Source organism: Streptomyces sp. NPDC059649, assembly GCF_042734445.1.
Classification (GTDB): Bacteria; Actinomycetota; Actinomycetes; order Streptomycetales; family Streptomycetaceae; genus Streptomyces.
This window is the reverse complement of record NZ_JBHWDV010000004.1, coordinates 25210-46944: the sequence shown is the minus strand read 5'-3', so window position 1 is coordinate 46944 and position 21735 is coordinate 25210. Positions and strand designations below refer to the sequence as shown.

The window sequence follows — 21735 nt, the reverse complement described above, 5'->3', positions numbered from 1 at the left end:
CGCACGAAGACCGAGAGGACGGGAGCGCCAGATGGCACAGACACAGCCACAGCCACAGCCGCAGTCGCCGCCACAGCCACTTGAGGGTCTGACCGCGATCGTCACCGGGGCCGGCCGCGGACTGGGGCGCGCCGAGGCCCTCGAACTCGCCCGGCTCGGCGCGGCGGTCGTGGTCAACGACTATGGACAACCCGGCCGCGACGGCTCTGGTGCGTCCTCCGCCGGCCCCGCCGAGGACGTGGCCGCCGAGATCCGCGCGGCGGGCGGCCGTGCGCTGGCCCACGTCGGTGACGTCGCCGACCACCAACAGGCCCGCGCACTCGTCCAGTTGGCGATCGACACCTACGGCCGGCTCGACATCCTCGTCAACAACGCGGGCATCCTCCGGGACCGGATGGTGTTCTCGATGACCGAGGACGAATGGGACTCGGTCATCCGGGTGCACCTCAAGGGCCACTTCAACACCACCCGCTTCGCCGCGGCGCACTGGCGCGAGCGGTCCAAGGCGGCCGGCGGCCCGGTGCACGGCCGGATCATCAACACCTCCTCGGAGGCGTTCCTCGCCGGCTCGGCCGGCCAGCCCAACTACGCCGCCGCCAAGGGGGGCATCGTCGGCCTGACCACCTCCACGGCGCTGGCGCTGGCCAAATACGGCGTGACCGCCAACGCGATCTGCCCGCGCGCCCGCACCCGGATGACCGAGGACGTCTTCGCCGGCTTCGGCGAACCCACCGACGGCCGGCTCGACCCGCTGGCCCCCGAGCACGTCGCACCGCTCGTCGGCTATCTCGCCGCACCGGCCGCGGCCCGGGTCAACGGTCAGCTGCTGGTCGTCCACGGCGGCATGGTCGCGATCGCCGAACGGCCCCGGATCGCCGCCAAGTTCGACACCGCGAAGGAGGCCTTCACCTTCGAGGAGCTGGACGAGCTGCTGACGCCCTACTACGCACAGCGCCCGCCGCACGAGACGTTCGCGGCGGGCGAGGTGCTGGCCCTCAAGCACGGCTCCTGAGGCGCGGCCTCTGCGGCGCCGCTTCTGCGGCGCTGTGGTGGGCCGGGGCGGCCGGCCCGCGGCCCCTCGCGCCCGCAGCCCTACGCGTCCTGCGGCTGCTTGTCCCGGCGGTGCCGGCCGTGCGCGGCGGAGTCGGACTCCTCCGTGGCGGCCGGGCCACGGTGCCTGCCGGAGTGTGCAGCCTCGGCGGCCTGGGCGGATGCCTCCTGGGGGCGCGCCTGGGTCGTGTCGGTTCGGGCTTCGGACATGGGAAGAGTCACTCCGTCGGATCGCTTGCTGCTGTACGCGTCGGGACCCCGCCCGGCCGCTGCGAGGCCGTACCCCGAGCGGCGTCACCGGTGACCGGTCAACCGGCTGCGTAGCCCCCACCCGAAAGTTTAACGGGGTGGGAAATCACGCTCCATCGGGCCCGGCGGGCCCCGAGAGGCGCCTGTTGCAGCGGAACTGGCCTGCACATAGGGGGATGTGCGGGGGAGTGCTGCGGTTCCGTGCGGACGGCCTTCGGTTGTGCAGATGCTGTGGAGCCGTTGTCGGCATCCGCTGCATCCGGGACAATCCCCCCGCCACCTACGGTCTCCCCGCCCGCCACCGCCCGTACAGACCCCACCGGCCCCACCGGCTCCGCCCCTGCTGCTGGCCCCGCCGGTTCCGTCGGCCCCGCCGGTTCCGTCGGCCCCACCGGCTCCGCCAACCCCACCGATGCCGTCGGCCCCACCGGTTCCGTCGGCCCCACCGCCTCGACCGTCCCCACCGCCCCGACCGCCCCCACCGCCATCCTGGGCTCCACCGGCTCCAGCGGTATGGCCATCCGCGCCAGCCCGCACGGCTCCGTGTCCGTCGCGCACGGCAGCAGCAGTTCGCCGTCCGCCGTCCACAGCCCGGTCCCCGCCAACCACCCGTCCGGTACGGGCAGTTGCCGCAGCCGCCGGTCCCAGGGGCGCCAGATCCCCAGCCCGGTACCGCTCGCCGCGTCCACCCGGAACGCCACCGCACAGCTCTCCGGCGCCAGCATCTGCCCCGGCTGCACGGCGAACGGCGTCACCGCGGCATCGGCCGGCCGCAGGCACTCCGGGAACCGCACCGGCAGGCGGCTGCCCAATACGCCCCAGCCCAGCCGGTCGTGGCCCGGCGCGTCCGAGCGGACCAGCAGCAGCCCGCTGTCCGGATCGGCCAGCAGCAGCCGGTCGTTGCTCTCCTCGGTGATCTGCAGCAGCGGCCCGGTCTCGCCGCCCCGCGCCAGATCGACCAGCACGGTCTTGGTCCGGCCGTTCAGCTCCCGGTCCAGGGCCAGCAGCCGCCCGCCGCGGTCCAGCCACGCGCCGCCCGTACAGCGCCCGGGGATCTCCGCGACCCGCTCGGGCCCGCCCGCATCACCGGGCACCCGCCACAGCGCGGTGTGCCCGCACCCCGGCGCCAGGGCGTACGCGTCGGTGCCGCCCGGCGTCGGCGGCAGCAGGGTCAGTTCCGCCGCTTCCACGGTGCCCAGCAGGAGTTCGCCGGTGCCGGGGCCGGTCGGGTAGAGCAGGGAGAGGGTGAAGCGGTCGGCGACCCGGCGCAGGATCAGCACCCGGCCGTCCGTCAGCGGCAGCAGTTCGCTGTCCGGCTCCTCGGGCTGGCTGCCGGGCAGCGGCACCGCGTACGGCTCCGGGCCGCTCAGCGTCCAGCGCTCCGGGAACCAGCTCCGGTCGGCGTCGTCGTGCCGGGCGAGCCGGGCGGCGTACGAGCCGTCGGCGGCGATCGTCAGGGCCGCGCGGTGCGGCCCGTCCAGTGCCGTGGCGTCCTCAGTGGCGCAGATCGTCATGAAGTGGTCACCTCCAGTCGGCAGACCGACGCTAGGTTTCGCGGTTCCGGCCGGTCGACGAGGGGTGCCGCACTTCACGCATAAGGGTGGCGGATGTCCGGTTCGCCGGTGCCGGCCGGGGTGGTTGTGCTTCCTGCTTCAACGGGGCCGCCCCGGGCGGGTCGCACCGGTGCGCCCGCGCGCGGGCGGCGGCGGTGCGGGTTCACGCCCGGGAGGTAACCTTCCACCCGTGCCCGTACTGTCTGAAGTCCTCACCGCGCTCGACGCCCTCTGGCCTCCCGAGCGGGCCGAAGGGTGGGACGCCGTCGGCACGGTCTGCGGAGACCCGGACGCCGAGGTCCGCCGCGTGCTGTTCGCCGTCGACCCCGTCCAGGAGGTCGCCGACGAGGCGGTACGGCTCGGCGCCGACCTGCTCGTCACCCATCACCCGCTCTACCTGCGCGGGACGACGACGGTCGCGGCCTCGACGTTCAAGGGCAAGGTCGTGCACACGCTCATCAAGCACGACATCGCCCTGCACGTCGCGCACACCAACGCCGACACCGCCGACCCCGGGGTCTCCGACGCCCTGGCCGGCGCCCTGGACCTGCGCGTCCTCGGCCCCCTGGTGCCGGACCCCGGCGATCCGGCGGGCCGCCGCGGCCTGGGCCGGATCTGCGAGCTGCCGCACCCGATGACCCTGGCCGAGTTCGCCTCGTACGCGGCCGCGCACCTGCCGGCCACCGCGCAGGGCATCCGGGCGGCCGGCGACCCGGACCGCGAGATCCGCACCGTCGCGGTCTCCGGCGGCTCCGGCGACAGCCTCTTCGACGACGTCCGGGCGGCCGGTGTGGATGCCTTCCTCACCGCCGACCTGCGCCACCACCCGGCGTCCGAGGCCACCCAGACCACCGGACGGAGCACCCCGCCCGCGCTGCTCGACGCGGCCCACTGGGCCACCGAATGGCCGTGGTGCGAGCAGGCCGCGGCCCAGCTCGACGCGGTCTCCGACCGGCACGACTGGGGACTGCGCACGCACGTCTCCCGTACGGTCACCGACCCCTGGACCGCCCACGCGGCGTCCACCCCGATCTTCACCCCGACGCACACCACAGGAGCCCCCCGCTGAACGCCGCGCCCGCCGACCAGATCCGCCTCCTCGACGTCCAGGCCCTCGACGTCCGGCTCACCCAGCTCGCGCACCGGCGCGACAACCTCCCCGAACTGGCGGAGCTGCAGACCCTGGAGGCCGACCTCACCCAGCAGCGCGACCTGCTCGTCGCCGCGCAGACCGAGGAGAGCGACACCAGCCGCGAGCAGACCAAGGCCGAGCAGGACGTGGACCAGGTGCGCCAGCGCGCCGCCCGCGACCAGAAGCGGCTGGACTCCGGCGCCGTCACCTCCCCCAAGGACCTGGAGAACCTCCAGCACGAGATCGCCTCGCTCGCCAAGCGCCAGGGCGACCTGGAGGACGTCGTCCTGGAGATCATGGAGCGACGCGAGGCCGCCCAGGAACGGGTCGCCGAGCTGACCTCCCGGGTGGAGGCCATCCAGGCCAAGGTCGACGACGCCGTCGCCCGCCGCAACGCCGCCAGCAGCGAGATCGAGGCCGAGGTCGCCGCGGTCACCAAGGAGCGCGAGCTGACCGTCGCCGACATCCCGGACGACCTGCTGAAGCTCTACGACCGCATCCGCGCCAAGGAGGGCGGCGTCGGCGCGGCCCGCCTCTACCAGCGCCGCTGCGAGGGCTGCCGCCTGGAGCTGAACATCACCGAGATCAACGACGTCCGGGCGGCCGCCGCCGACACCGTCCTGCGCTGCGAGAACTGCGGCCGGATCCTGGTCCGCACGCCCGACTCGGGCCTGTAGGCCATGCCGCGCACGCTGATCGTCGAGGCGGACGGCGGGTCCCGGGGCAACCCGGGGCCGGCCGGCTACGGCGCGGTCGTCCTCGACCCGGAAACGGGCGAGGCGCTCGCCGAGGCCGCCGAGTTCATCGGCACCGCGACCAACAACGTCGCCGAGTACAAGGGCCTGGTGGCCGGGCTGCGGGCCGCGCTCGCGCTGGACCCGGAGGCCCGCATCCAGGTCCGGATGGACTCCAAGCTGGTCGTCGAGCAGATGTCCGGGCGCTGGCAGATCAAGCACCCGGACATGAAGCCGCTGGCCGCCGAGGCCAGGTCGGTCTTCCCGGCCGACCGGGTCACGTACGAGTGGATCCCGCGCTCCCAGAACAAGCACGCCGACCGGCTCGCCAACGAGGCGATGGACGCCGGGAAGATCGGCAAGCAGTGGGAGCCGCGGGACTCCCGGGCCGCGCTGGCCACCGCCGCCGCACCCGCCCGCAGCGCCGCCGCCCTTGCCGCCGACGAGGCCGCGGAGCGCGCGGAGGCGGCAGCGGAGCGGGCCGAGACCGCCGCGGCCCCCGAGGCGGTGGCCGCCCCGCCGGTCGGCTGGGGCGCCCCGGACCTCGGCGTACCCGCCACGTTCGTCCTGCTGCGGCACGGCGAGACGGCGCTGACGCCCGAGAAGCGGTTCTCCGGCAGCGGCGGCACCGACCCCGAACTCTCCGCCGCCGGCCACCGCCAGGCCCAGGCCACCGCGGCCGCGCTGGCCGCCCGCGGCACGATCCAGGCCGTGGTCAGCTCCCCGCTGCGCCGCTGCCGGGAGACCGCCGAGGCGGTCGCCGACCGGCTCGGCCTGGAGGTACGGCTCGAAGAGGGCCTGCGCGAGACCGACTTCGGTGCCTGGGAGGGGCTGACCTTCGCCGAGGTGCGCGAGCGCTACCCCGAGGACCTCGACGCCTGGCTGCACTCCTCCAAGGCGGCGCCCACCGGTGGCGGCGAGTCCTTCGCGTCGGTCGCCCGCCGGGTCGCGGTCACCCGCGACAAGCTGCTGGCCCGGTACGCCGGCAAGACCGTCCTGCTGGTCACCCACGTCACGCCGATCAAGACCCTGGTCCGGCTGGCGCTGGGCGCCCCGCCGGAGTCGCTGTTCCGGATGGAACTCTCCGCCGCCTCGCTGTCCGCGGTCGCGTACTACTCGGACGGCAACGCCTCACTGCGGCTGCTGAACGAGACGTCGCATCTGCGGTGACTTCCGCGCTGGCACACTCCGCGGCTGACCTTGCGGATCAGCCGCGGAGTGCCGCCGCCTCATGGGCCAGCCGCTCGATCCTCGCCCAGTCCTTGGTGGCCAGCGCGTCGGCCGGCAGCATCCATGTACCGCCGACACAGCCGACGTTGGGCAGTGCGAGGTACCCGGGAGCGGACGCCAGGGTGATCCCGCCGGTCGGGCAGAAACGGGCCTGCGGCAGCGGGGCGGCCAGCGACGTGAGGTAGGCCGTCCCGCCGGCCGCCTCCGCCGGGAAGAACTTCAGCTCGGTGACGCCCTCGTCCAGCAGGGTCACCACCTCCGAGGCCGTCGAGACGCCCGGCAGGAAGGGCAGACCGGAGTCCCGCAGTGCGCCCAGCAGCCGCGGCGACCAGCCGGGGCTGACCAGGAAACGCGCGCCGGCCGCGCGGGCCGCGGCGACCTGGTCCGGGTTGAGCAGCGTGCCCGCGCCGACCACCGCGTCCGGGACCTCGTCGGCGATCGCCCGGATGGCGTCCAGCGCGGCGGGCGTCCGCAGGGTCACCTCGATCGCCGGCAGCCCACCGGCGACCAGCGCCCGGGCGAGCGGGACCGCGTCGGCGGCCTCGTCCAGCACGACGACCGGGAGGACGGGGGCGAGCCCGAGAACCGACGGGACCGAGGGGCCGGTACCGGGGGCGGACGCGGGGGACGAGGCACGGGACGAGGCGGCGTGAGTCACGCCGCCCATAGTGCGCCTCGCACCTACCCTGCGCAACGACCGTTGCGCAGGGTGCAATGTACCTCCGGCGGCGGCGCGGTGGTGCGCTGCCCGGTGCCGCCCGGGACGTAGGTGACCTAGAGCTCCGTCACGATCACATCGAGCGCCCACGGCTTGCCGCCCTTCGCCGGCGCCTGGGCCTCCACCGCGTACCCCAGCTCGCGCAGCGCCTCGACCAGCTCCGCCGGGCCCTCCGGCGGGCGGCCCGCCGACAGCAGGTCCCGGACCAGCCGGCCCTTGGTCGCCTTGTTGAAGTGGCTGACCACCGTGCGCTTCTCCACGCCGTTCACGGTCTTCGACTGCAGCACCCGCACCGTCGCGGTCCGCCCGGCGACCTCGCCCTTGGGCTTCCACGCCGTGGCGTACGCCGCCGACCGCAGGTCCAGCACCAGACCGGTACCGGCCGCCGCCGGCAGCACCTCCGCCATCGGCGTCCGCCAGAACGCGCCCAGCGCGCCGAGCCCCGGCAGCTTCACGCCCATCGAGCAGCGGTACGACGGAATCCGGTCGGTGATGCGGACGGCGCCCCACAGCCCGGAGAACACCAGCAGCGACCGCTCGGCCAGCTCCCGGGCCGGCCCGTCCAGGGACGCCAGGCCGAGCGCGTCGTAGAGCACGCCGGTGTAGATCTCGCCGGCCGGCCGCGTGCCGGCCGTCCGCAGCCCCGCGTTCTTGGCGATCTCGCCCTTGAGGCCGTCGCTGAGCCCGAGCACCTCCTGGGCCTTGGTCTCGTCCGCCGCGCACAGTTCGACGAGCTCACCGAGGACCGTCTCCCGCGCGGCGGTCAGCCCGGGCAACGACAGCGCGCCGGTGTCCAGCGGCGCCCCGGCCGCTCCCGGGGCCTTGCCTTCGGACGGCGGCAACAGCACGAGCACGGTGTTCTCCTTCACGGCGGTACGGGCGGGGGTGCGGCCCCCGGAAAGCGTATGGCCTGCACCGCCCGCCCCGAGAACCACACCCACCCGCGCCGCCCTAGCCGAACCGCGCGCCGGGTGCGCTTCTCGGCCCGATCGCCCGGCACGCCTCGGGCGGCACCCGCGCTGCCCCGGCCCGCTGGCCCCGATCGCCCCGCCCGCCACGCGCGCCACCCGTGCTTCTTCGCACCGCTCGCCCCCGATCGACCCGCGCGCCACGGGCGCCACCCGTGCTTCCCCCCGGCCCGATCGCCCCGCCCGCCTCGGGCGCCACCCGCGCTTCCCCGCCCCGAGCGCCCCGATCGACCCGCGCGCCTCGGGCGCCGGATGCGCGTCCCCGCGCCCCCCGCACGGCGCGCCACCCCGGGCATCCAGTCATACGCTCGGTTTCATGCCCCGTCGCCATATGCATGTGACCGACGCAGCCGAGGCACCGCTGCGCGCGGCGCTGCGGGAGCTGCGGATCGATCTGGAGCTGCCGGACCACTTCCCGCCGACGGCCCAGGCCGAGGCGGACAGCGCGGCCCGGGCCCCGCGGATCCCGGCCGCCGACGGCGCGGTGGCGACCGAGCACGCCCTGGACGACGCCACCGACCTCCCCCTCTTCACCATCGACCCGCCCGGCTCCCGCGATCTCGACCAGGCGATATTCCTCTCCCGCCGGCCCGCCGGAGGCTTCCGCATCCACTACGCCATCGCCGACGTCGCCTCGTTCGTGACGCCGGGCGGTGCGCTGGACGCCGAGGCCCACCACCGTGTGACCACCCTGTACTTCCCCGACGAGCGGATCCCGCTCTACCCGTACGCGCTGAGTGAGGGCGCCGCCAGCCTGCTGCCCGACCAGGACCGCCCGGCCGTCCTCTGGCAGCTCGACCTCGACCCCGAGGGCGTCCTGGTCGCCACCTCCGTCCGTCGTGCCATGGTCCGCTCCCGCGCCCGCCTCGACTACACGGGCGTCCAGCGGGTCATCGACGAGGGGACGGCCGAGGAGCCGCTCGATCTGCTCCGGGAGATCGGCCTGCTGCGCGAGGAGCTGGAGGTCGCCCGGGGCGCGATCTCGCTGCACGTCCCCGAGCAGGAGATCGTCGAGCGGAACGGCCGCTACCACCTGGAGTACCGTGCGCCCCTGCCGGCCTACGGCTGGAACGCGCAGATCTCCCTGCTCACCGGAATGGCCGCGGCCGAACTGATGCTGGCCGCCGGCACCGGCATCCTGCGGACCCTCCCCACCGCGCCCGACGGCTCGGTCGCCCGGCTGCGGCTGGCCGCCCGGGCGCTCGGCGTCGACTGGCCGCACCACACCTCGTACTCCGCGCTGATCCGTAGCCTCGACCCGCACCGCGCCGCGCACGCCGCGTTCCTCCTGGAGTGCACGGCCCTGCTGCGCGGCGCCGGCTACACCGTCTTCGACGGCACCCCGCCCAGCGCCTCCGAGGCGCTGCACGCCGCGGTCGCGGCCCCCTACGCGCACGCCACCGCACCGCTGCGCCGGCTCGTCGACCGCTACACCTCCGAGCTGTGCCTGGCCGCGTTCGCCGGCCACGAGCCGGCGGACTGGGTGCGCAGTGTGCTGCCCCGGCTGCCGCACGAGATGGAGATCGGCACCCAGCGCGCCAACCAGGTCGAGCGGGCCTGCGTCGACCTCGTCGAGGCCGCGCTGCTGCGCGACCGGGTCGGCGAGACCTTCGAGGCCATGGTCGTCGACATCCAGGAACAGGACCCCACCCGGGGCACCGTCCACCTCTACGAGCCGGCCGTCATCGGCCCCGTCGAGGCCGCCCCGGAGGGCCCCGGCCTGCCCCTCGGCCAGCGCATCCAGGTCCGCCTCCGGGAGGCCGAACCGGGCCTCGAACCGGTCCGCTTCACCCCGGCGTGACGCCGTACCCGGCCCCGGCCCGGACCCGCACGTTCCCGCTACGCGGCATCCCCGGCCCGCTCGCCCTCCGCAGGGGCCGGCCCGTCCGCGGCCGGGATCCGCCCATCCGCCACGGCCGCCACGGACGGCACCGCAGCCACTGGCGCCACCGCCGCCCGTACGGCCGCCACCGCGCCCCGTGCGTCATCGGCGTGGAACCGCACCGTCCGCACCTCGTCACGCCGCCCCGACAGCCGCACCCCGACGACCGGCCCGCTCAGCTCGACGGTCACCGACGTCTGCCCGCCCACGGCCAGCGCCCACACCCCACCCTCCCCGCTCTCCTTCCCGTCCCTCCCGTCCTTCGGGAAGCGGAGGTCGTACCGGACGGAGGCGATCCGGTCCAGCGGGATGCGGATCTCCCTCCGGGCGCCGTCCCGGAGCAGCAGGCGCTCCGCGCCGAGCACATGGGGACGGGTGACCGCGGCCGCCTGCAGCCCCAGCAGCATCAGCACCGTGTAGACGTCGACGACCAGCATCACCGCCTGCGCCGTCGGGACGGGGCCGAGCATCGCATGCACCCCGGCCGTCTCCACCACGCACACGAACGTCAGCCCGTAGACGAGCGCCGACTGCGCCGCCGCGTACGGCAGGGCCCGCTCGCCCGCCGCCACCCCGAACCGTCGCCGCGCCACCCACCACACCAGACTCGCCAGCCACCGCCCCTCATGCGCCAGCAGCCGCCGCACCACCCCGTGTCCCGTGCTCGTTCCTCCCCGGCTCACCGCGCACGCTCCGCGACCAGCTGGATCGCCCGGCGCATCGCCTCGGCCTGCGCGGGCGGGAAGTGCGCGTAGTACGCGGCCAGGAATCCGCCGCCCGTCTCCCGGCCCCCGGCGGCCGCGCGCGCCCAGTCCTCCCCGCCGACCTCGGCGACCACGCTGTCGGGAATGCAGTCGGCGAGCGCCCGCGCGGCCCGTTCCACCCGCGGGTCGTCCGGCGCGGCCTCCGCCAGCTCGTCGAGCAGCCCGTACACCTCGTACGCCCGCGCCATCGCCCCCGGCGCCGCGGTGAAGTCCCCGAGCAGGCCCGCGACCCGCTCACCCGCCCCGTCGCCCGTCGCCTCCAGCAGCGCCAGCACCTCCCGTTCCTTCGCGGCCATCGCGGGCTCGGGTCCGGGGAGCGCCGCCGACATGCGGGCCATCTCCTGGAACACCGCGGCCAGTTCGTCGGACACCGGGCCCTCCGCGGGCAGCCCGCCGTGCTCCTCCGCCTGCTGCCGCAGCGCGGCCAGCCGCCCCCGCCGCGCCCGGATCTCCTCCTCCTGGCGCGCCAGGTCGGCGTCCAGCTCGGCCAGCACCTCGTGCAGCTCGCGCCCGGAGTCGTCGGCGAGCACGTCCCGGACCTCCTCCAGCCCGAGGCCCAGTTCCGTCAGCCGGCGCAGCCGGGCGAGCGCGACCGCGTCCCGCAGCCCGTACTCCCGGTAGCCGTTGGGCCGGCGTTCCGGCTCGGGCAGCAGTCCGAGGTGGTGGTAGTGGCGGACGGCACGGGTACTGACGCCGACAAGACCTGCGAGCTCACCGATTCTCATGCCGTTCAGTAGAAACGTTGCCGCTGCGACAAGGTCAAGCGCGCTCCGGCAGGAGGAGGGGTCCGGAAGCAGGCGTGCTCCGGCAGCAAGCACTCCGCCAGGAGAGGCCGGCCCGGTGCCGGGACGAGGGCCGGGTCCGCGCCGGGTAGCATGGTCGCCACGGCGGACGAGCCGGCCGGACGGCCGCGTGGGGATCGGCAACGATCCTCCCGAGGAACGTCCGGGCTCCACAGGGCAGGGTGGTGGGTAACACCCACCCGGGGTGACCCGCGGGACAGTGCCACAGAAAGCAAACCGCCGGAGGCTTCGGCCTCCGGTAAGGGTGAAACGGTGGTGTAAGAGACCACCAGCCTCCGAGGTGACTCGGAGGGCTAGGTAAACCCCACCCGGAGCAAGGTCAAGAGGGGGCATCGGCGATGCCCCTGCGCGGACGACCGAGGGCTGCCCGCCCGAGTCCGCGGGTAGACCGCACGAGGCTGCCGGCAACGACAGCCCTAGATGGATGGCCGTCTCCCCCCGGCCCGCAAGGACCGGGGGCGACAGAACCCGGCGTACAGGCCGACTCGTCCGCCACGCCATTACGGCTCCGACCTGGGGAATGCCCTGGTCGGGGCCGTTGTGCGTTGGGGTGGGACACGAAGACCTCCGGTTGGTGCAGCCGTGGGCGACTGCACCAGACCGGAGGTCTTCACCTCGATCAGGGGCGGTAGGGGGCCAGCGTGCTTGTGGTCAACGCGCCCCGTGCCGGCGGCGTTTGTGCCACCAGATGGCCGTTGCGCCCAGGGCGCCTCCCACGCCCGCGCATACCGCGGTCCACCGGGTCGGGTGGGAGCCGTCGCCGGCGTCCGCCCGGTTGCGGGGTGACGGGTCGTGGCCCGCGGTCGGAGTCCGGCCCTTCGCCGACTGGGGAACGGCCTCGGACGACGGGTCGTGGTCGCCGGACGAGGGCGGCCTGTGGGTGCCGGGGGTGACCGTCACCCGGCCCTCGCCGTGGCCCAGGTCGGGCAGGCCGCTCTCCACGGTGATCTTCCACCGGCCCGGGGGGAGTGCTTCCCGGGTGGAGTAGGTGGCCTCGGCTCCCGGGACGGCCACCAGGACCCACGGCCCGGCCGTACGTCCCTCCGAGGAGACGGCGCTCAGGGTGCCGGCGACCTTCTCGGTCACCGGGTCCTTGTCGTTCTCATACGTGGCGACGGCCCGTACGTGGCCGTCCCCGCCGCCGGACGTCTCGATCCGGAATGCGATCGTGTCGCCGTGGGCGGCGGCGGGCACGGCCGTGCCCAGGACGATGAGCCCCGTCGTCAGCAGTACCGTCGCCAGAGCGGAACAGCGGATACGCATGGTGGGGGGTCTCCTTCCGGTACGGGGACGCTGACGCACGGCCCCTGGGGGCGGTCATCAGTGCTCAGGAGGACGCCGGGGTGCGGAAGGTCACCGTGGGGCCGGGCCGGGAGGTGTGTCCGTCGCGGTCCCGCACGGAGACGGTGGCCCGGTAGCTGGTGCCGGCGCGCAGACCGGTCACCCGCAGCGTGGTCGACGTACTCCGGCCGGCGTCGCGGCCGTTGAGCCGGATCTGGTAGCTCTTGGCCGAGGGGACCGCCTTCCACGTCAGGACGGCGGACCTCGCGGTGAGGTGGGACGCCTTCGGTGCGGGGCCGGTCCCGGCGCCCTTGGCCGCGTCCGGGATCAGGAACAGGCTGTTGGCGGTGTTCCAGTGCGTGGCGAGGTAACTGCCGGGCTGCGGCGCGGTGCTGAAGTAGTCGTCGTGGTGGCAGTCCAGGCGCTCTTCGTGGTTCCGGTCCTGGCACACGTTGCGCATCTCGACGCCGGGGGCGTCCGAGTAGCACATGAGGTCCCACTCGTCGGTGCAGTGCCCGTGCTTGCTGCTGTTGGGGGCGCTGTCGTTCACCGCTCCCAGGTTGTGCCCCAGCTCGTGGGCGGCGACATGGCCGTTCCAACAACCGGAGTCCACGCGGGCGTAGGACGGTCCGAAGTTGTTCCGGTTGTCCTTGCCGGGGCGGTCGTCACCGGTCAGCGTCCCGATGCCGCAGAGCAGATTGGCATCGGTGAACATCACGTACTTCCGGTCCGGCCGGTTGTGGCCCTGCGCGGTCACCGCCTGGTTGGTGGCGTCGAAGTCGCCCAGGGCCGAGGCGGGAACCTCGACGTTGGTCACCGAGGCCGTACAGTCCGAGTCGGTGACATAGCGGATGTGCCGGGATCCGCCGGTCTCCTTGGCGCTCTCGTTGTAGATGACGTCGGCGTCCGCCGCCCACTTCTTGAAGGAGGCCCGGTACTGGGCGAACCGGTCCTGCCCCGGCGCGTGGACGTACAGCACCTGGACGCGGTTGCCCTTCTTGCCGTCGCCGTCGCAGACGACCTGGGAGCCGGAGCCCGCCGCCGCCGAGGCGTTCCGTACGACGGGGGCCGCGTCCTTGGTGATGTCCACGCCCTTGGGGGCCGCGTCCGGCCCGTGGGAGCACAGGTCGCCCTCGGACAGCTTGTACATGCCGACGCACTTGTCGCCCTTGGGGGCCGGAGTGAGGCCGTCGTAGACCATGCCGCGCCGTGTGTCGTTCTTCGGCGCCGCCGCGATCGGGGCGGGGCGGTCCTCCTGGTGCGAGGCGCCGGTCCGGGTCGACGCCTCGGCGGCCGGCTTCGCTCCGGGGCCCGCCATGGCGGAGGTGACGGTGACCGCGCCGCCGGCGAGGCCGGCCGTCGCCGCGACCGCGATCACGGCGAGGCGGGTTTTGCGCTGGTACTTGTGTATGCCGCTTGTTCTTGACATGACAACATCCATTCACTGTGCGTGACCGGCGAGCCGGTCGGGTAGCGTTTCCTGCCGCTTTCGCAAACCGGTGCTTTCGAAATCCGGAATTGAGTCCCGTATTCGGAATCCGGTAGGGGCGGTTCAGTGCGAGGTGCCGAAGTCCTGCGTCCACCAGGGGCCGCCGGGACCGAAATGAATTCCGACTCCTATTTCCTGTGAGTCACAGGCGAGAATGTTCTCCCGGTGGCCCGTGCTGTTCATCCAGGTCCGCATCACCTGGGTGGGCGTCCGCTGGCCGGCGGCAATGTTCTCGCCGTAGGAACTCCACTGGTATCCGGCCGCGGTGATGCGCTCGCCCGGACCGAGGCCGTCCGGGTTGGTGTGGTCGAAGAAACCACGGTTCGCCATGTCGTCCGAATGCCGCTGGGCCGCCTTCTGCAGCCGGGCGTTGTTCTTGAGCGGCGAGCAACCGGCCTTCGCCCGCTCGGAATTGACCAGCGCGATCACTTGGCGCACGTACGTCGTGCGCTTGCTCGTGCGAGGCGCGGACCTCGCCGTCGCCTGCGTATCGGGCGAGGCCGCGGCGGCCGTCGTTTTCGTGGCCTGCGGCCCGGACTCGGTGCCGGCCATCGCGGCATGGACGCCGATGGCGGTGGCGGCGACGCCGCCGGCCGCCGTGGCCACGGTGATCAGGAGGCGGTGTTTCTTGCGGTACTTGTGAGCCGCGCGCTTTGTGGGCATGACGAACGTCCCCTCGTCGGTCAGGTGGTGGGGAGGGAGGGCGAGGGCAGAGGGCGGGCTCCGGACGGATCGGAGCCCGCCCGCCCGTCAGCCCTGGTAGGAGGCGAAGACCTTGGTGAACGCGTGGTCGCTCTGCTCGACCCCGCTACAGGTGGGGTCGGCCTGGTCCTTGGTGCCGCCGGCACACTGCTTGTCCCGCGTCGCGGACCACAGGGAGAAGCCGCCCAGATGCTTGGACTTGGCGAAGGCGACCAGCTTCTTGGCGTCCTGGAGCGTGAACACCTCGCCCTTGATGTCGTTGACGCCGATCATCGGGGTGATCGTCAGCGCCTTCCACGCGTCCGCGTCGGACAGGCTCAGCGTGCGCTGGATCTGGCCGTGCGCCGCGCTGGCGGCGTCCATGGCGTACCTGGCCATGTTGCCGGTGAACGAAGGGCCGTAGTCCATGGCCATGAGGTTGACGGCGCTGATGCGGACCCCGTTCGCCTTGGCGTCGGCGAGCGTCTTGACCCCGTCCGGGGTGAGCCCGTTGGGCAGGACCGGCAGGGTGAACGTGACGTCCAGCCGGGGGTTGTCCTTCTGGAGCTGCGCGAGGGCCTTGGAGCGCAGGGTGTTGACCTGCGGCATGTGCAGGCCGAAGCCCTCGATGTCGAAGTCCACCTTGGTGAGGTGGTAGGCGCTGATGACCTTCTGGTAGGCGGCCGCGAGCTGGGTGGGGTCGGAGCAGGCGGTGGCCAGTTCGGCGCCCGTGGCCCCGCCGAAGGAGACCCGTACGTCACCTCCCGCCCGGCGCAGCTCCTCGATCTTGGCGGCCACCGGATTGGCGTCGAGGCCGGAGCTGCCGCCCCACTCGGGGATGCAGCCGCCACCGCGCTGGATGAACGCGAGGTTGAACTGCTTCACCCCGGTGGCCTTCGACACGGCCGGCAGGTCGAACGGCGGTGTGAGCGTGGCATCGACGTAGGGAGCGAACCGGGCGGCTGGGCGCGGGGCCGTCTTCGCGGCGGCCCCGTGGCCCGCGACGGGCAGACTCGCCTGCGCGGCACTCGGGACCAGCGCGGCCACAGCGACGGCGACGCCGCCGGCGGCTAAGGCACCCGCGACGGCCTTTCCCTTACGACTGACGGTATGACGGTGGTTCATGGGGGGTTATTCCTCTTCCTCATCAGCGGAGTGATGGAGCCGAAAATTGCGTGCTAGTGCACGTTAGAACCCGCCAGCGCGAAATAGGGCGACTTAATACGCCCTTAAGGAAGTGCTCAGCCGCACTTAAGTACTTTTTTTATCGCCCACCGCGATCGAGCCACTGCATTCCGGATTGCACGCTGGTCAGTAATCCGCTTTCACCTTCACGCCGCGGTCAGCCTGCTGCCGCGACGGACCGAGCCACCGCTGAAAAACCCCGGAATCAGGTCACGGAACGAGACGATACGATCGCGTAGCGGATTTCGCAGCATTTTTGTGCGGCCGTGACAAGGATGTCGGGTGACCCGAGCAGCGACAGGAAGTCGTCCCGCAGGTCCTCAGTAGTTGATGGTGTGGTTCTGCAGGATGTGGCGTGCCTTGCCGTCGGTGGCGAGGTGTGCGGTGGGCCTCAGGGCGGTGAAGTACTCGCGGAACGTGGAGACATGGTGGGTGCTCAGCAGTGCGATGGTGCGGTTCCAGGTGCCGCCGTCCACATTGCGCCACAGGTCGAGCAGGGAGCCGCCCACGTTGCCCTGGACCGTGTCGCCGTTGTCGTACGTGGGGCCGTGGGTGAAGCTGATGGGCACTCCGTTCGGCCCGACGTACTGGTAGTCGCCCAGGACGTACGCGGCGGCCGAGTCGGCGAAGGCCTCCGTCCATGCGCAGGTCTCCGAACTCGCCTTGTCGACCCAGTGCCGGTCGCAGTGGGTGACCTGCGGGAACCAGCCGCCGAACAGCCTGTGCTGGAGGAAGTGCGCGCTCTCGTGCAGCACCGTGTGCTCGGAGTCGGGCGCGTCACCGGTCAGGTGGACGGTGTTGTGCTGGGTGTCGTAGACCGTGCCGGAGGGTGCCGATGGGGCCCACTGCATGGTCAGTTCGGTGCATTCGTTGTCATCGGTCTCGCGGGCGCTCCAGCAGTTGCTCTTGGGATTGCCGCGCTGCGACCACAGCACGTTCGCGGTGTCGAAGGCGTGCCAGGCGCGCATGTCACCGGATGACGGCTTCCTGGCTCCCAACGATCTGCTGGCCGAAACGGCGGTCTGTACGGGGGAGTTCCAGGTGAAGGTGGTTCCCTTGCCGTTGGTGACCTTCCAGAGGTTGCTGCTCTCCGCCGAGACCCGGACCCACATCCTGTCCATCGCCCGTGAGGTCTCGGGGGCGTAACACGCCCGGAAGCCGCCGTCGGAGACATCGGTGAGCAGGGCGCGGGTGTTGAGTTTCCGCGCGCTGCCCAACGCGTTCTCCCGGCCCCACAGTTCGACGTTGGCGTTGCGTACCGGTTTGGTCTTCCACGGTTTGTCGGGTCCGTCCTCGGCCGACCGGTAGTCGAAGTGGAGGGAGCCGGTCAGGCAGATCTTCTCGGAGGCCGCACTGGCCCCGTCGGAGAGCAGGGGAAGGGAGATGGCGGCGACGGAAATCAGGGCGGCTCCGCAGCCTGCCACGAGAAGTTTCTTGCTGAGCAGGCGGTCTATTGCTTCACGCATGGTGGGGCTCTCTGGTCGTCGTTGTCGGGACGGCCGGCCGGACGGACGGACGGCCGGACGCCTCCGGCGCGCCGACGGTCGCGCCGCTGCATGACGCGAGGCCCCGCCCAGGGCTCACACCCCGGCGGGGCCTCGCTACCGCTCGTTGACGGCCGGGTCGTCTGGTGGACGGCCGGGTCGTCGGTCGTCAGTCCTCGTCCGGGGAGGTGGGGAGGGCGGCCTGGATGAGGTCCATGACCGAGGCATCGGTGAGGGTGCTGACGTCGCCCAGCGTGCGGTTCTCCGCCACATCGCGGAGGAGGCGGCGCATGATCTTGCCCGAGCGGGTGGTGGGCAGGGCGGTCACGGTGAGGATGCGCTTCGGTTTGGCGATCGGGCCGAGTTCCCCGGCGACATGGGTGCGGAGCTCTTCGACGAGGGTGTCGGACTCCGAGGCGGTGCCGCGCAGGATGACGAAGGCGCAGATGGCCTGGCCGGTGGTCGGGTCGTTCGCGCCGACCACGGCGGCCTCGGCGACCGCGGGGTGGGAGACGAGGGCGGACTCGACCTCGGTGGTGGAGATGTTGTGGCCGGAGACCAGCATGACGTCGTCGACCCGGCCGAGCAGCCAGATGTCGCCGTCCTCGTCCTTCTTCGCGCCGTCGCCGGCGAAGTACAGGGGGGTCCGGGGAGGAACCCCCTGGAGGGAACCGGCCTTGAAGCGGGACCAGTACGTCTCGAGGTAGCGCTGGTCGTCGCCCCAGATCGTGCGCAGCATGGACGGCCACGGCTCGGTCAGCACGAGGTAGCCGCCACCGCCGTTGGGAACCTCGTTGGCGTCGTCGTCCACGACGGTCGCGGCGATGCCGGGCAGCGGCACCTGAGCGGAGCCGGGCTTGGTCGCCGTGACGCCCGGCAGCGGGCTGAGCATCATCGCGCCGGTCTCGGTCTGCCACCAGGTGTCGACGATCGGGCAGCGGCCGCCGCCGATGTGCTCCCGGTACCAGATCCATGCCTCCGGGTTGATCGGCTCGCCGACCGACCCCAGGAGGCGCAGCGACGACAGGTCGTACTGGGCCGGTATGTGGTCGCCCCACTTCATGAAGGTGCGGATGGCGGTGGGGGCGGTGTAGAGGATCGTCACGCCGTACTTCTGGACGATCTCCCACCAGCGGCCCTGGTGCGGGGTGTCCGGGGTGCCCTCGTACAGGACTTGGGTGGCGCCGTTGGAGAGCGGGCCGTAGGTGATGTACGAGTGGCCGGTCACCCAGCCGACGTCGGCGGTGCACCAGTAGACGTCGGTTTCCGGCTTGAGGTCGAAGACGGCGTGGTGGGTGTACGACACCTGGGTGAGGTAGCCGCCGGTGGTGTGCAGGATGCCCTTGGGCTTACCCGTCGTGCCGGAGGTGTAGAGGATGAACAGCGGGTGCTCGGCGGGGAAGGCCTCGGGGGTGTGCGTCTCGCTCTGCCGGTCGACGACGTCGTGCCACCACAGGTCCCGGTCCCCGTACCAGACGGTCGGCCCGCCCGTGCGGCGCACCACCAGGACGTGCTCGACGGTGGGGCACTTCGCCACCGCACGGTCGATGGCCGGCTTGAGGGCGGAGGGCTTGCCGCGGCGGTAGCCGCCGTCGGCGGTGATGACGACCTTGGCGTCCGCGTCCTGGATGCGGGCGGCGACCGCCTCGGCGGAGAAGCCGCCGAAGACGACCGAGTGCGGTGCGCCCAGGCGCGCGCAGGCCAGCATGGCGATGACCGCTTCGGGGATCATCGGCAGGTAGATCGCGACCCGGACGCCCGCGGCCACGCCGAGTTCCGCCAGCGCGTTGGCGGCCTTGGCGACCTCGCGCTGCAGCTCGGCGTAGGTGATCGAGCGGCTGTCGCCCGGCTCGCCCTCGAAGTGGATCGCCACCCGGTCGCCCAGGCCGTTCTCCACATGCCGGTCGACGCAGTTGTAGGCGACGTTCAGCTTGCCGTCGGCGAACCACTTCGCGAAGGGTGGGTCGGACCAGTCCAGCGTCTCGGCCGGCGCGACCGCCCAGTTGAGACGGCGGGCCTGCTCCGCCCAGAAGCCGATCCGATCGGCGGCGGCCTTCGCGTAGGCGTCGGCGGTGACGTTGGCAACCGCCGCCAGGTGGGGCGGCGGGGCGAACCTCCGTTCCTCGTGGAGGAGGTTCGCCAGGCTTGCGTTGTTCACGACGGGCTGCTCCTTGCAGTCGTTCGTCGGGTGGGGACCAAGTGGTGTGGTGGCGACGGCGTCGCGGGGCCGGGGCTCAGTGCGCGCCGGCACCGGTGAGGGAACGGACTTCCAGCTCCGCGTACTTGTCCGGGTCGGTCTCGCGGGAGGCGAGGGTGCCCAGCCAGCCGGCCAGGAAGCCGATCGGGATGGAGACCAGGCCGGGGTTCTCCAGGGGGAACCAGTGGAAGTCCGCACCGGGCACCAGCGACGCCGGGGTGCCGGAGACGACCGGGGAGAAGACCACCAGCACCACGGAGGTCACCAGGCCGCCGTACATGCTGCACAGCGCGCCGGTGGTGTTGAACCGCTTCCAGAACAGGCTGTAGAGGATCGTCGGCAGATTGGCCGAGGCCGCGATGGCGAAGGCCAGGGCCACCAGCGCCGCAGTGTTGAGCTTGTCGGCGAACATGCTCAGGACGACGGCCACCATGCCGATGCCGACCGCGGCCCACCGCGCCGTTCTGATCTCCTCGCGCTCACTCGCCTTCCCCTTGCGCACGGCGTGGGCGTACAGGTCGTGGGCGAACGAGGCGGACGAGGTGAGGGTGAGGCCGGCCACCACCGCCAGGATCGTGGCGAAGGCGACCGCGGAGGTCACCGCCAGCAGGGTGGCGCCCAGGGTGGATCCGGGGCCGCCGCCGAGCACTTCGGCCAGCATCGGCGCGGCCGTGGTGCCCGCCGGGTTGGCGGCCTCGATCACCGAGTGCCCCACCAGCGCCGCCGCGCCGAAGCCCAGCACGAGCGTCATCAGGTAGAAGGTGCCGATCAGGCCGATCGCCCAGTTCACCGAGGTCCGGGCGGTCTTGGCGGTCGGCACCGTGTAGAAGCGGACCAGGATGTGCGGCAGGCCCGCGGTGCCCAGGACCAGCGCGACACCGAGGCTGATGAAGTCCAGCTTGGTGGTGGGGCCGGCGCCGTACTTCAGGCCGGGCGAGAGGAAGGCATGGCCCTTGCCGCTGGCCTCGGCCGCCGAGCCGAGGAGCGAGGAGAGGTTCCACCCGAACTTGCTCATCACCAGGACGGTCAGCAGCAGCGTTCCGGCCATCAGCATCGCGGCCTTGACGATCTGCACCCAGGTGGTGCCCTTCATGCCGCCCACGACGACGTAGAGGATCATCAGCACGCCGACGCCCAGGATGATCCACTTCTTGGGCGCTTCGCCGGAGACGCCGAGCAGCAGGGCCACCAGGGAACCCGCGCCGACCATCTGGGCGAGGAGGTAGACCACGGAGACCACGATGGTCGAGAGGCCCGCGGCGGTACGCACCGGCCGCTGACGCAGACGGAACGCGAGGACATCGGCCATGGTGAACCGGCCCGCGTTGCGCAGGGGTTCGGCCACCAGGACCAGCGCCAGGATCCAGGCGACGAGGAAGCCGACGGAGTACAGGAACCCGTCGTACCCGAAGAGCGCGATGGTGCCGGTGACGCCCAGGAACGAGGCGGCCGACATGTAGTCGCCGGAGATGGCCAGGCCGTTCTGGAATCCCGAGAACGAGCGGCCGCCGGTGTAGAAGTCCGTGGTGCCCTTGGTCTGCCGGCTCGCCCACAGGGTGACGCCCAGCGTGGCCGCCACCACGGCCAGGAAGAGGCCGATCGTCAGCCAACGGCCGCCGTCCGCGCCCGGGGCCGCCAGGGCGGTCTGCGGAAGGTGAGTGATCATGCCGCGGTCCCCGCCGCCGAGACGTGGCTGTGCGCACGGACCCGGGCCTGCTCGATGCCTTCCTTGATCTGCTCCGCGAGCGGGTCCTGCCGGCGGTTGGCATGCCGGGTGTAGAGCCACGCGGCGAGGAAGGTCGCGGCGAACTGGACGAGTCCGAGGAAGAACGCGACGTTCAGATTGCCGACGACCTTGCCGGTCATGAGGCCGGGCGCGTAGCTGGACAGCAGGACGTACAGCAGATACAGACTGAGCACCGCGGTGGTCGCCACTACGGCGAACACCCGCTGCGCGCGCCGGAGCCGGCGGAACGGCCCGCCCTGCTGTGCGGTCCGGAACACCGTGGCGGTGAGGTCGTCCGTGGCGGGCGGGGCTCCCGTGCTGCCGGGCGCGTCGGCCGTGGGGATGCCGGGAGGGGAGGCGTGCGTGGTCATGGGCCTTTCCAGTGGTGGGGCTCGGTGGGGCCCGGCAGCCGGACCGGCCACGGGGCGGTGGTGCTCACCGGCTCACCGGTTCACGGCGACGGCGAACGGGCTCCCTGCCGGTCGGTGAGCGGCAGGGGGACTCGGGTCGGCGCGGAGTACGGGGCGGCATGAGCCGCTTCCGGACAGCCGTGCGGTGTGGCACGGCATCCGGCCGCACGACCCTTGTTCAGCCAAAGTGTCGGGCGGG

General features: G+C 72.6%; 19 protein-coding genes and 1 other RNA gene. 6 read left to right on the top strand and 14 right to left on the bottom strand.

Annotated features, from left to right (window positions below; translation table 11 throughout):
- Positions 1-31: 31 nt before the first annotated feature.
- On the top strand, positions 32-1012 hold the full coding sequence (locus ACFV1J_RS08300) for a 3-oxoacyl-ACP reductase (protein ID WP_385856481.1): 981 nt from the start codon (positions 32-34) through the stop codon (positions 1010-1012).
- Positions 1013-1092: 80 nt separating this feature from the next.
- Here the strand turns inward: ACFV1J_RS08300 and ACFV1J_RS08295 are convergent, their stop codons facing one another.
- Both ACFV1J_RS08295 and ACFV1J_RS08290 read right to left on the bottom strand, forming a co-directional pair.
- A complete protein-coding gene (locus ACFV1J_RS08295; protein WP_385856480.1) occupies positions 1093-1260 on the bottom strand; it encodes a hypothetical protein in 168 nt (55 codons plus the stop codon).
- Between the two features lie 98 nt (positions 1261-1358).
- Positions 1359-2813, bottom strand: a complete 1455-nt coding sequence (locus ACFV1J_RS08290) for a hypothetical protein (protein WP_385856479.1) — start codon at positions 2811-2813, stop codon at positions 1359-1361.
- A 229-nt stretch (positions 2814-3042) separates the two neighbouring features.
- Here ACFV1J_RS08290 and ACFV1J_RS08285 point away from each other — a divergent pair, with 229 nt between their 5' ends.
- From ACFV1J_RS08285 to ACFV1J_RS08275, 3 genes are read left to right on the top strand one after another with little or no spacing between them, the layout of a single operon-like run.
- The gene (locus tag ACFV1J_RS08285; protein WP_385856478.1) at positions 3043-3921 is read left to right on the top strand and encodes a Nif3-like dinuclear metal center hexameric protein; all 879 of its coding nucleotides are present in this window, start codon (positions 3043-3045) and stop codon (positions 3919-3921) included.
- A complete protein-coding gene (locus tag ACFV1J_RS08280; protein ID WP_385856729.1) occupies positions 3918-4661 on the top strand; it encodes a zinc ribbon domain-containing protein in 744 nt (247 codons plus the stop codon). Before ACFV1J_RS08285 ends, ACFV1J_RS08280 begins: the two co-directional genes overlap by 4 nt.
- 3 nt (positions 4662-4664) lie before the next feature.
- Positions 4665-5888 carry a bifunctional RNase H/acid phosphatase gene (locus tag ACFV1J_RS08275; protein ID WP_385856477.1) on the top strand — a complete coding sequence of 408 codons (1224 nt, stop codon included), beginning with the start codon at positions 4665-4667 and terminating at the stop codon, positions 5886-5888.
- 37 nt (positions 5889-5925) lie between these two features.
- Here ACFV1J_RS08275 and eda read toward each other — a convergent pair whose 3' ends face one another.
- Together eda and yaaA are read right to left on the bottom strand one after the other, a co-directional pair.
- On the bottom strand, positions 5926-6615 hold the full coding sequence (gene eda, locus ACFV1J_RS08270) for a bifunctional 4-hydroxy-2-oxoglutarate aldolase/2-dehydro-3-deoxy-phosphogluconate aldolase (RefSeq protein WP_385856476.1): 690 nt from the start codon (positions 6613-6615) through the stop codon (positions 5926-5928).
- Between the two features lie 107 nt (positions 6616-6722).
- Positions 6723-7520 carry a peroxide stress protein YaaA gene (gene yaaA, locus ACFV1J_RS08265; RefSeq protein WP_385856475.1) on the bottom strand — a complete coding sequence of 266 codons (798 nt, stop codon included), beginning with the start codon at positions 7518-7520 and terminating at the stop codon, positions 6723-6725.
- Positions 7521-7950: 430 nt separating this feature from the next.
- Between yaaA and ACFV1J_RS08260 the strand changes: the two genes are divergently transcribed.
- Positions 7951-9435: an RNB domain-containing ribonuclease gene (locus tag ACFV1J_RS08260; protein ID WP_385856474.1), complete on the top strand. Its 1485-nt coding sequence runs from the start codon at positions 7951-7953 to the stop codon at positions 9433-9435.
- Positions 9436-9473: 38 nt separating this feature from the next.
- Here ACFV1J_RS08260 and ACFV1J_RS08255 read toward each other — a convergent pair whose 3' ends face one another.
- Both ACFV1J_RS08255 and ACFV1J_RS08250 read right to left on the bottom strand, forming a co-directional pair.
- A complete protein-coding gene (locus ACFV1J_RS08255) occupies positions 9474-10199 on the bottom strand; it encodes a hypothetical protein (RefSeq protein ID WP_385856473.1) in 726 nt (241 codons plus the stop codon).
- Positions 10196-11005, bottom strand: coding sequence for a MerR family transcriptional regulator (locus ACFV1J_RS08250; RefSeq protein ID WP_385856472.1), 810 nt, complete (start codon positions 11003-11005; stop codon positions 10196-10198). The genes ACFV1J_RS08255 and ACFV1J_RS08250 overlap by 4 nt, the downstream gene beginning before the upstream one ends.
- Before the next feature lie 167 nt (positions 11006-11172).
- Between ACFV1J_RS08250 and rnpB the strand changes: the two genes are divergently transcribed.
- An RNA gene (gene rnpB, locus ACFV1J_RS08245) (RNase P RNA component class A) lies at positions 11173-11575 on the top strand.
- A 159-nt stretch (positions 11576-11734) separates the two neighbouring features.
- Here rnpB and ACFV1J_RS08240 read toward each other — a convergent pair.
- The 8 genes from ACFV1J_RS08240 to ACFV1J_RS08205 all read right to left on the bottom strand — a co-directional run bounded on the left by ACFV1J_RS08240 (position 11735) and on the right by ACFV1J_RS08205 (position 21497).
- The gene (locus ACFV1J_RS08240; protein WP_385856471.1) at positions 11735-12346 is read right to left on the bottom strand and encodes a hypothetical protein; all 612 of its coding nucleotides are present in this window, start codon (positions 12344-12346) and stop codon (positions 11735-11737) included.
- A gap of 64 nt (positions 12347-12410) precedes the next feature.
- Entirely contained in the window at positions 12411-13793 is a 1383-nt protein-coding gene (locus ACFV1J_RS08235) for a fibronectin type III domain-containing protein (RefSeq protein WP_385856470.1), read from the bottom strand.
- A 123-nt stretch (positions 13794-13916) separates the two neighbouring features.
- Positions 13917-14516, bottom strand: coding sequence for a CAP domain-containing protein (locus tag ACFV1J_RS08230; protein WP_385856469.1), 600 nt, complete (start codon positions 14514-14516; stop codon positions 13917-13919).
- Positions 14517-14603: 87 nt separating this feature from the next.
- A complete protein-coding gene (locus ACFV1J_RS08225; RefSeq protein WP_385856468.1) occupies positions 14604-15659 on the bottom strand; it encodes a chitinase in 1056 nt (351 codons plus the stop codon).
- Between the two features lie 380 nt (positions 15660-16039).
- Positions 16040-17185 (bottom strand): metalloprotease, encoded by a 1146-nt coding sequence (locus ACFV1J_RS08220; protein WP_385856467.1) that lies wholly within the window; start codon positions 17183-17185, stop codon positions 16040-16042.
- A 187-nt stretch (positions 17186-17372) separates the two neighbouring features.
- Complete coding sequence (gene acs, locus ACFV1J_RS08215) at positions 17373-19361, bottom strand: acetate--CoA ligase (protein ID WP_385856466.1); 1989 nt, start codon at positions 19359-19361, stop codon at positions 17373-17375.
- A 76-nt stretch (positions 19362-19437) separates the two neighbouring features.
- Positions 19438-21066, bottom strand: coding sequence for a cation acetate symporter (locus ACFV1J_RS08210; RefSeq protein WP_385856464.1), 1629 nt, complete (start codon positions 21064-21066; stop codon positions 19438-19440).
- Positions 21063-21497: a DUF485 domain-containing protein gene (locus ACFV1J_RS08205; RefSeq protein ID WP_385856463.1), complete on the bottom strand. Its 435-nt coding sequence runs from the start codon at positions 21495-21497 to the stop codon at positions 21063-21065. The genes ACFV1J_RS08210 and ACFV1J_RS08205 overlap by 4 nt, the downstream gene beginning before the upstream one ends.
- Positions 21498-21735 lie beyond the last annotated feature (238 nt).

Bases quoted from the DNA above. Each gene is read 5' to 3' on its own strand.
- ACFV1J_RS08225 (WP_385856468.1), bottom strand. From the start codon at position 15,659: ATGAACCACCGTCATACCGTCAGTCGTAAGGGAAAGGCCGTCGCGGGT.
- ACFV1J_RS08220 (WP_385856467.1), bottom strand. From the start codon at position 17,185: ATGCGTGAAGCAATAGACCGCCTGCTCAGCAAGAAACTTCTCGTGGCA.
- ACFV1J_RS08295 (WP_385856480.1), bottom strand. From the start codon at position 1,260: ATGTCCGAAGCCCGAACCGACACGACCCAGGCGCGCCCCCAGGAGGCA.
- ACFV1J_RS08240 (WP_385856471.1), bottom strand. From the start codon at position 12,346: ATGCGTATCCGCTGTTCCGCTCTGGCGACGGTACTGCTGACGACGGGG.
- ACFV1J_RS08275 (WP_385856477.1), top strand. From the start codon at position 4,665: ATGCCGCGCACGCTGATCGTCGAGGCGGACGGCGGGTCCCGGGGCAAC.
- ACFV1J_RS08205 (WP_385856463.1), bottom strand. From the start codon at position 21,497: ATGACCACGCACGCCTCCCCTCCCGGCATCCCCACGGCCGACGCGCCC.
- ACFV1J_RS08235 (WP_385856470.1), bottom strand. From the start codon at position 13,793: ATGTCAAGAACAAGCGGCATACACAAGTACCAGCGCAAAACCCGCCTC.
- ACFV1J_RS08210 (WP_385856464.1), bottom strand. From the start codon at position 21,066: ATGATCACTCACCTTCCGCAGACCGCCCTGGCGGCCCCGGGCGCGGAC.
- eda (WP_385856476.1), bottom strand. From the start codon at position 6,615: ATGGGCGGCGTGACTCACGCCGCCTCGTCCCGTGCCTCGTCCCCCGCG.
- ACFV1J_RS08250 (WP_385856472.1), bottom strand. From the start codon at position 11,005: ATGAGAATCGGTGAGCTCGCAGGTCTTGTCGGCGTCAGTACCCGTGCC.
- ACFV1J_RS08230 (WP_385856469.1), bottom strand. From the start codon at position 14,516: ATGCCCACAAAGCGCGCGGCTCACAAGTACCGCAAGAAACACCGCCTC.
- ACFV1J_RS08300 (WP_385856481.1), top strand. From the start codon at position 32: ATGGCACAGACACAGCCACAGCCACAGCCGCAGTCGCCGCCACAGCCA.
- ACFV1J_RS08260 (WP_385856474.1), top strand. From the start codon at position 7,951: ATGCCCCGTCGCCATATGCATGTGACCGACGCAGCCGAGGCACCGCTG.
- ACFV1J_RS08290 (WP_385856479.1), bottom strand. From the start codon at position 2,813: ATGACGATCTGCGCCACTGAGGACGCCACGGCACTGGACGGGCCGCAC.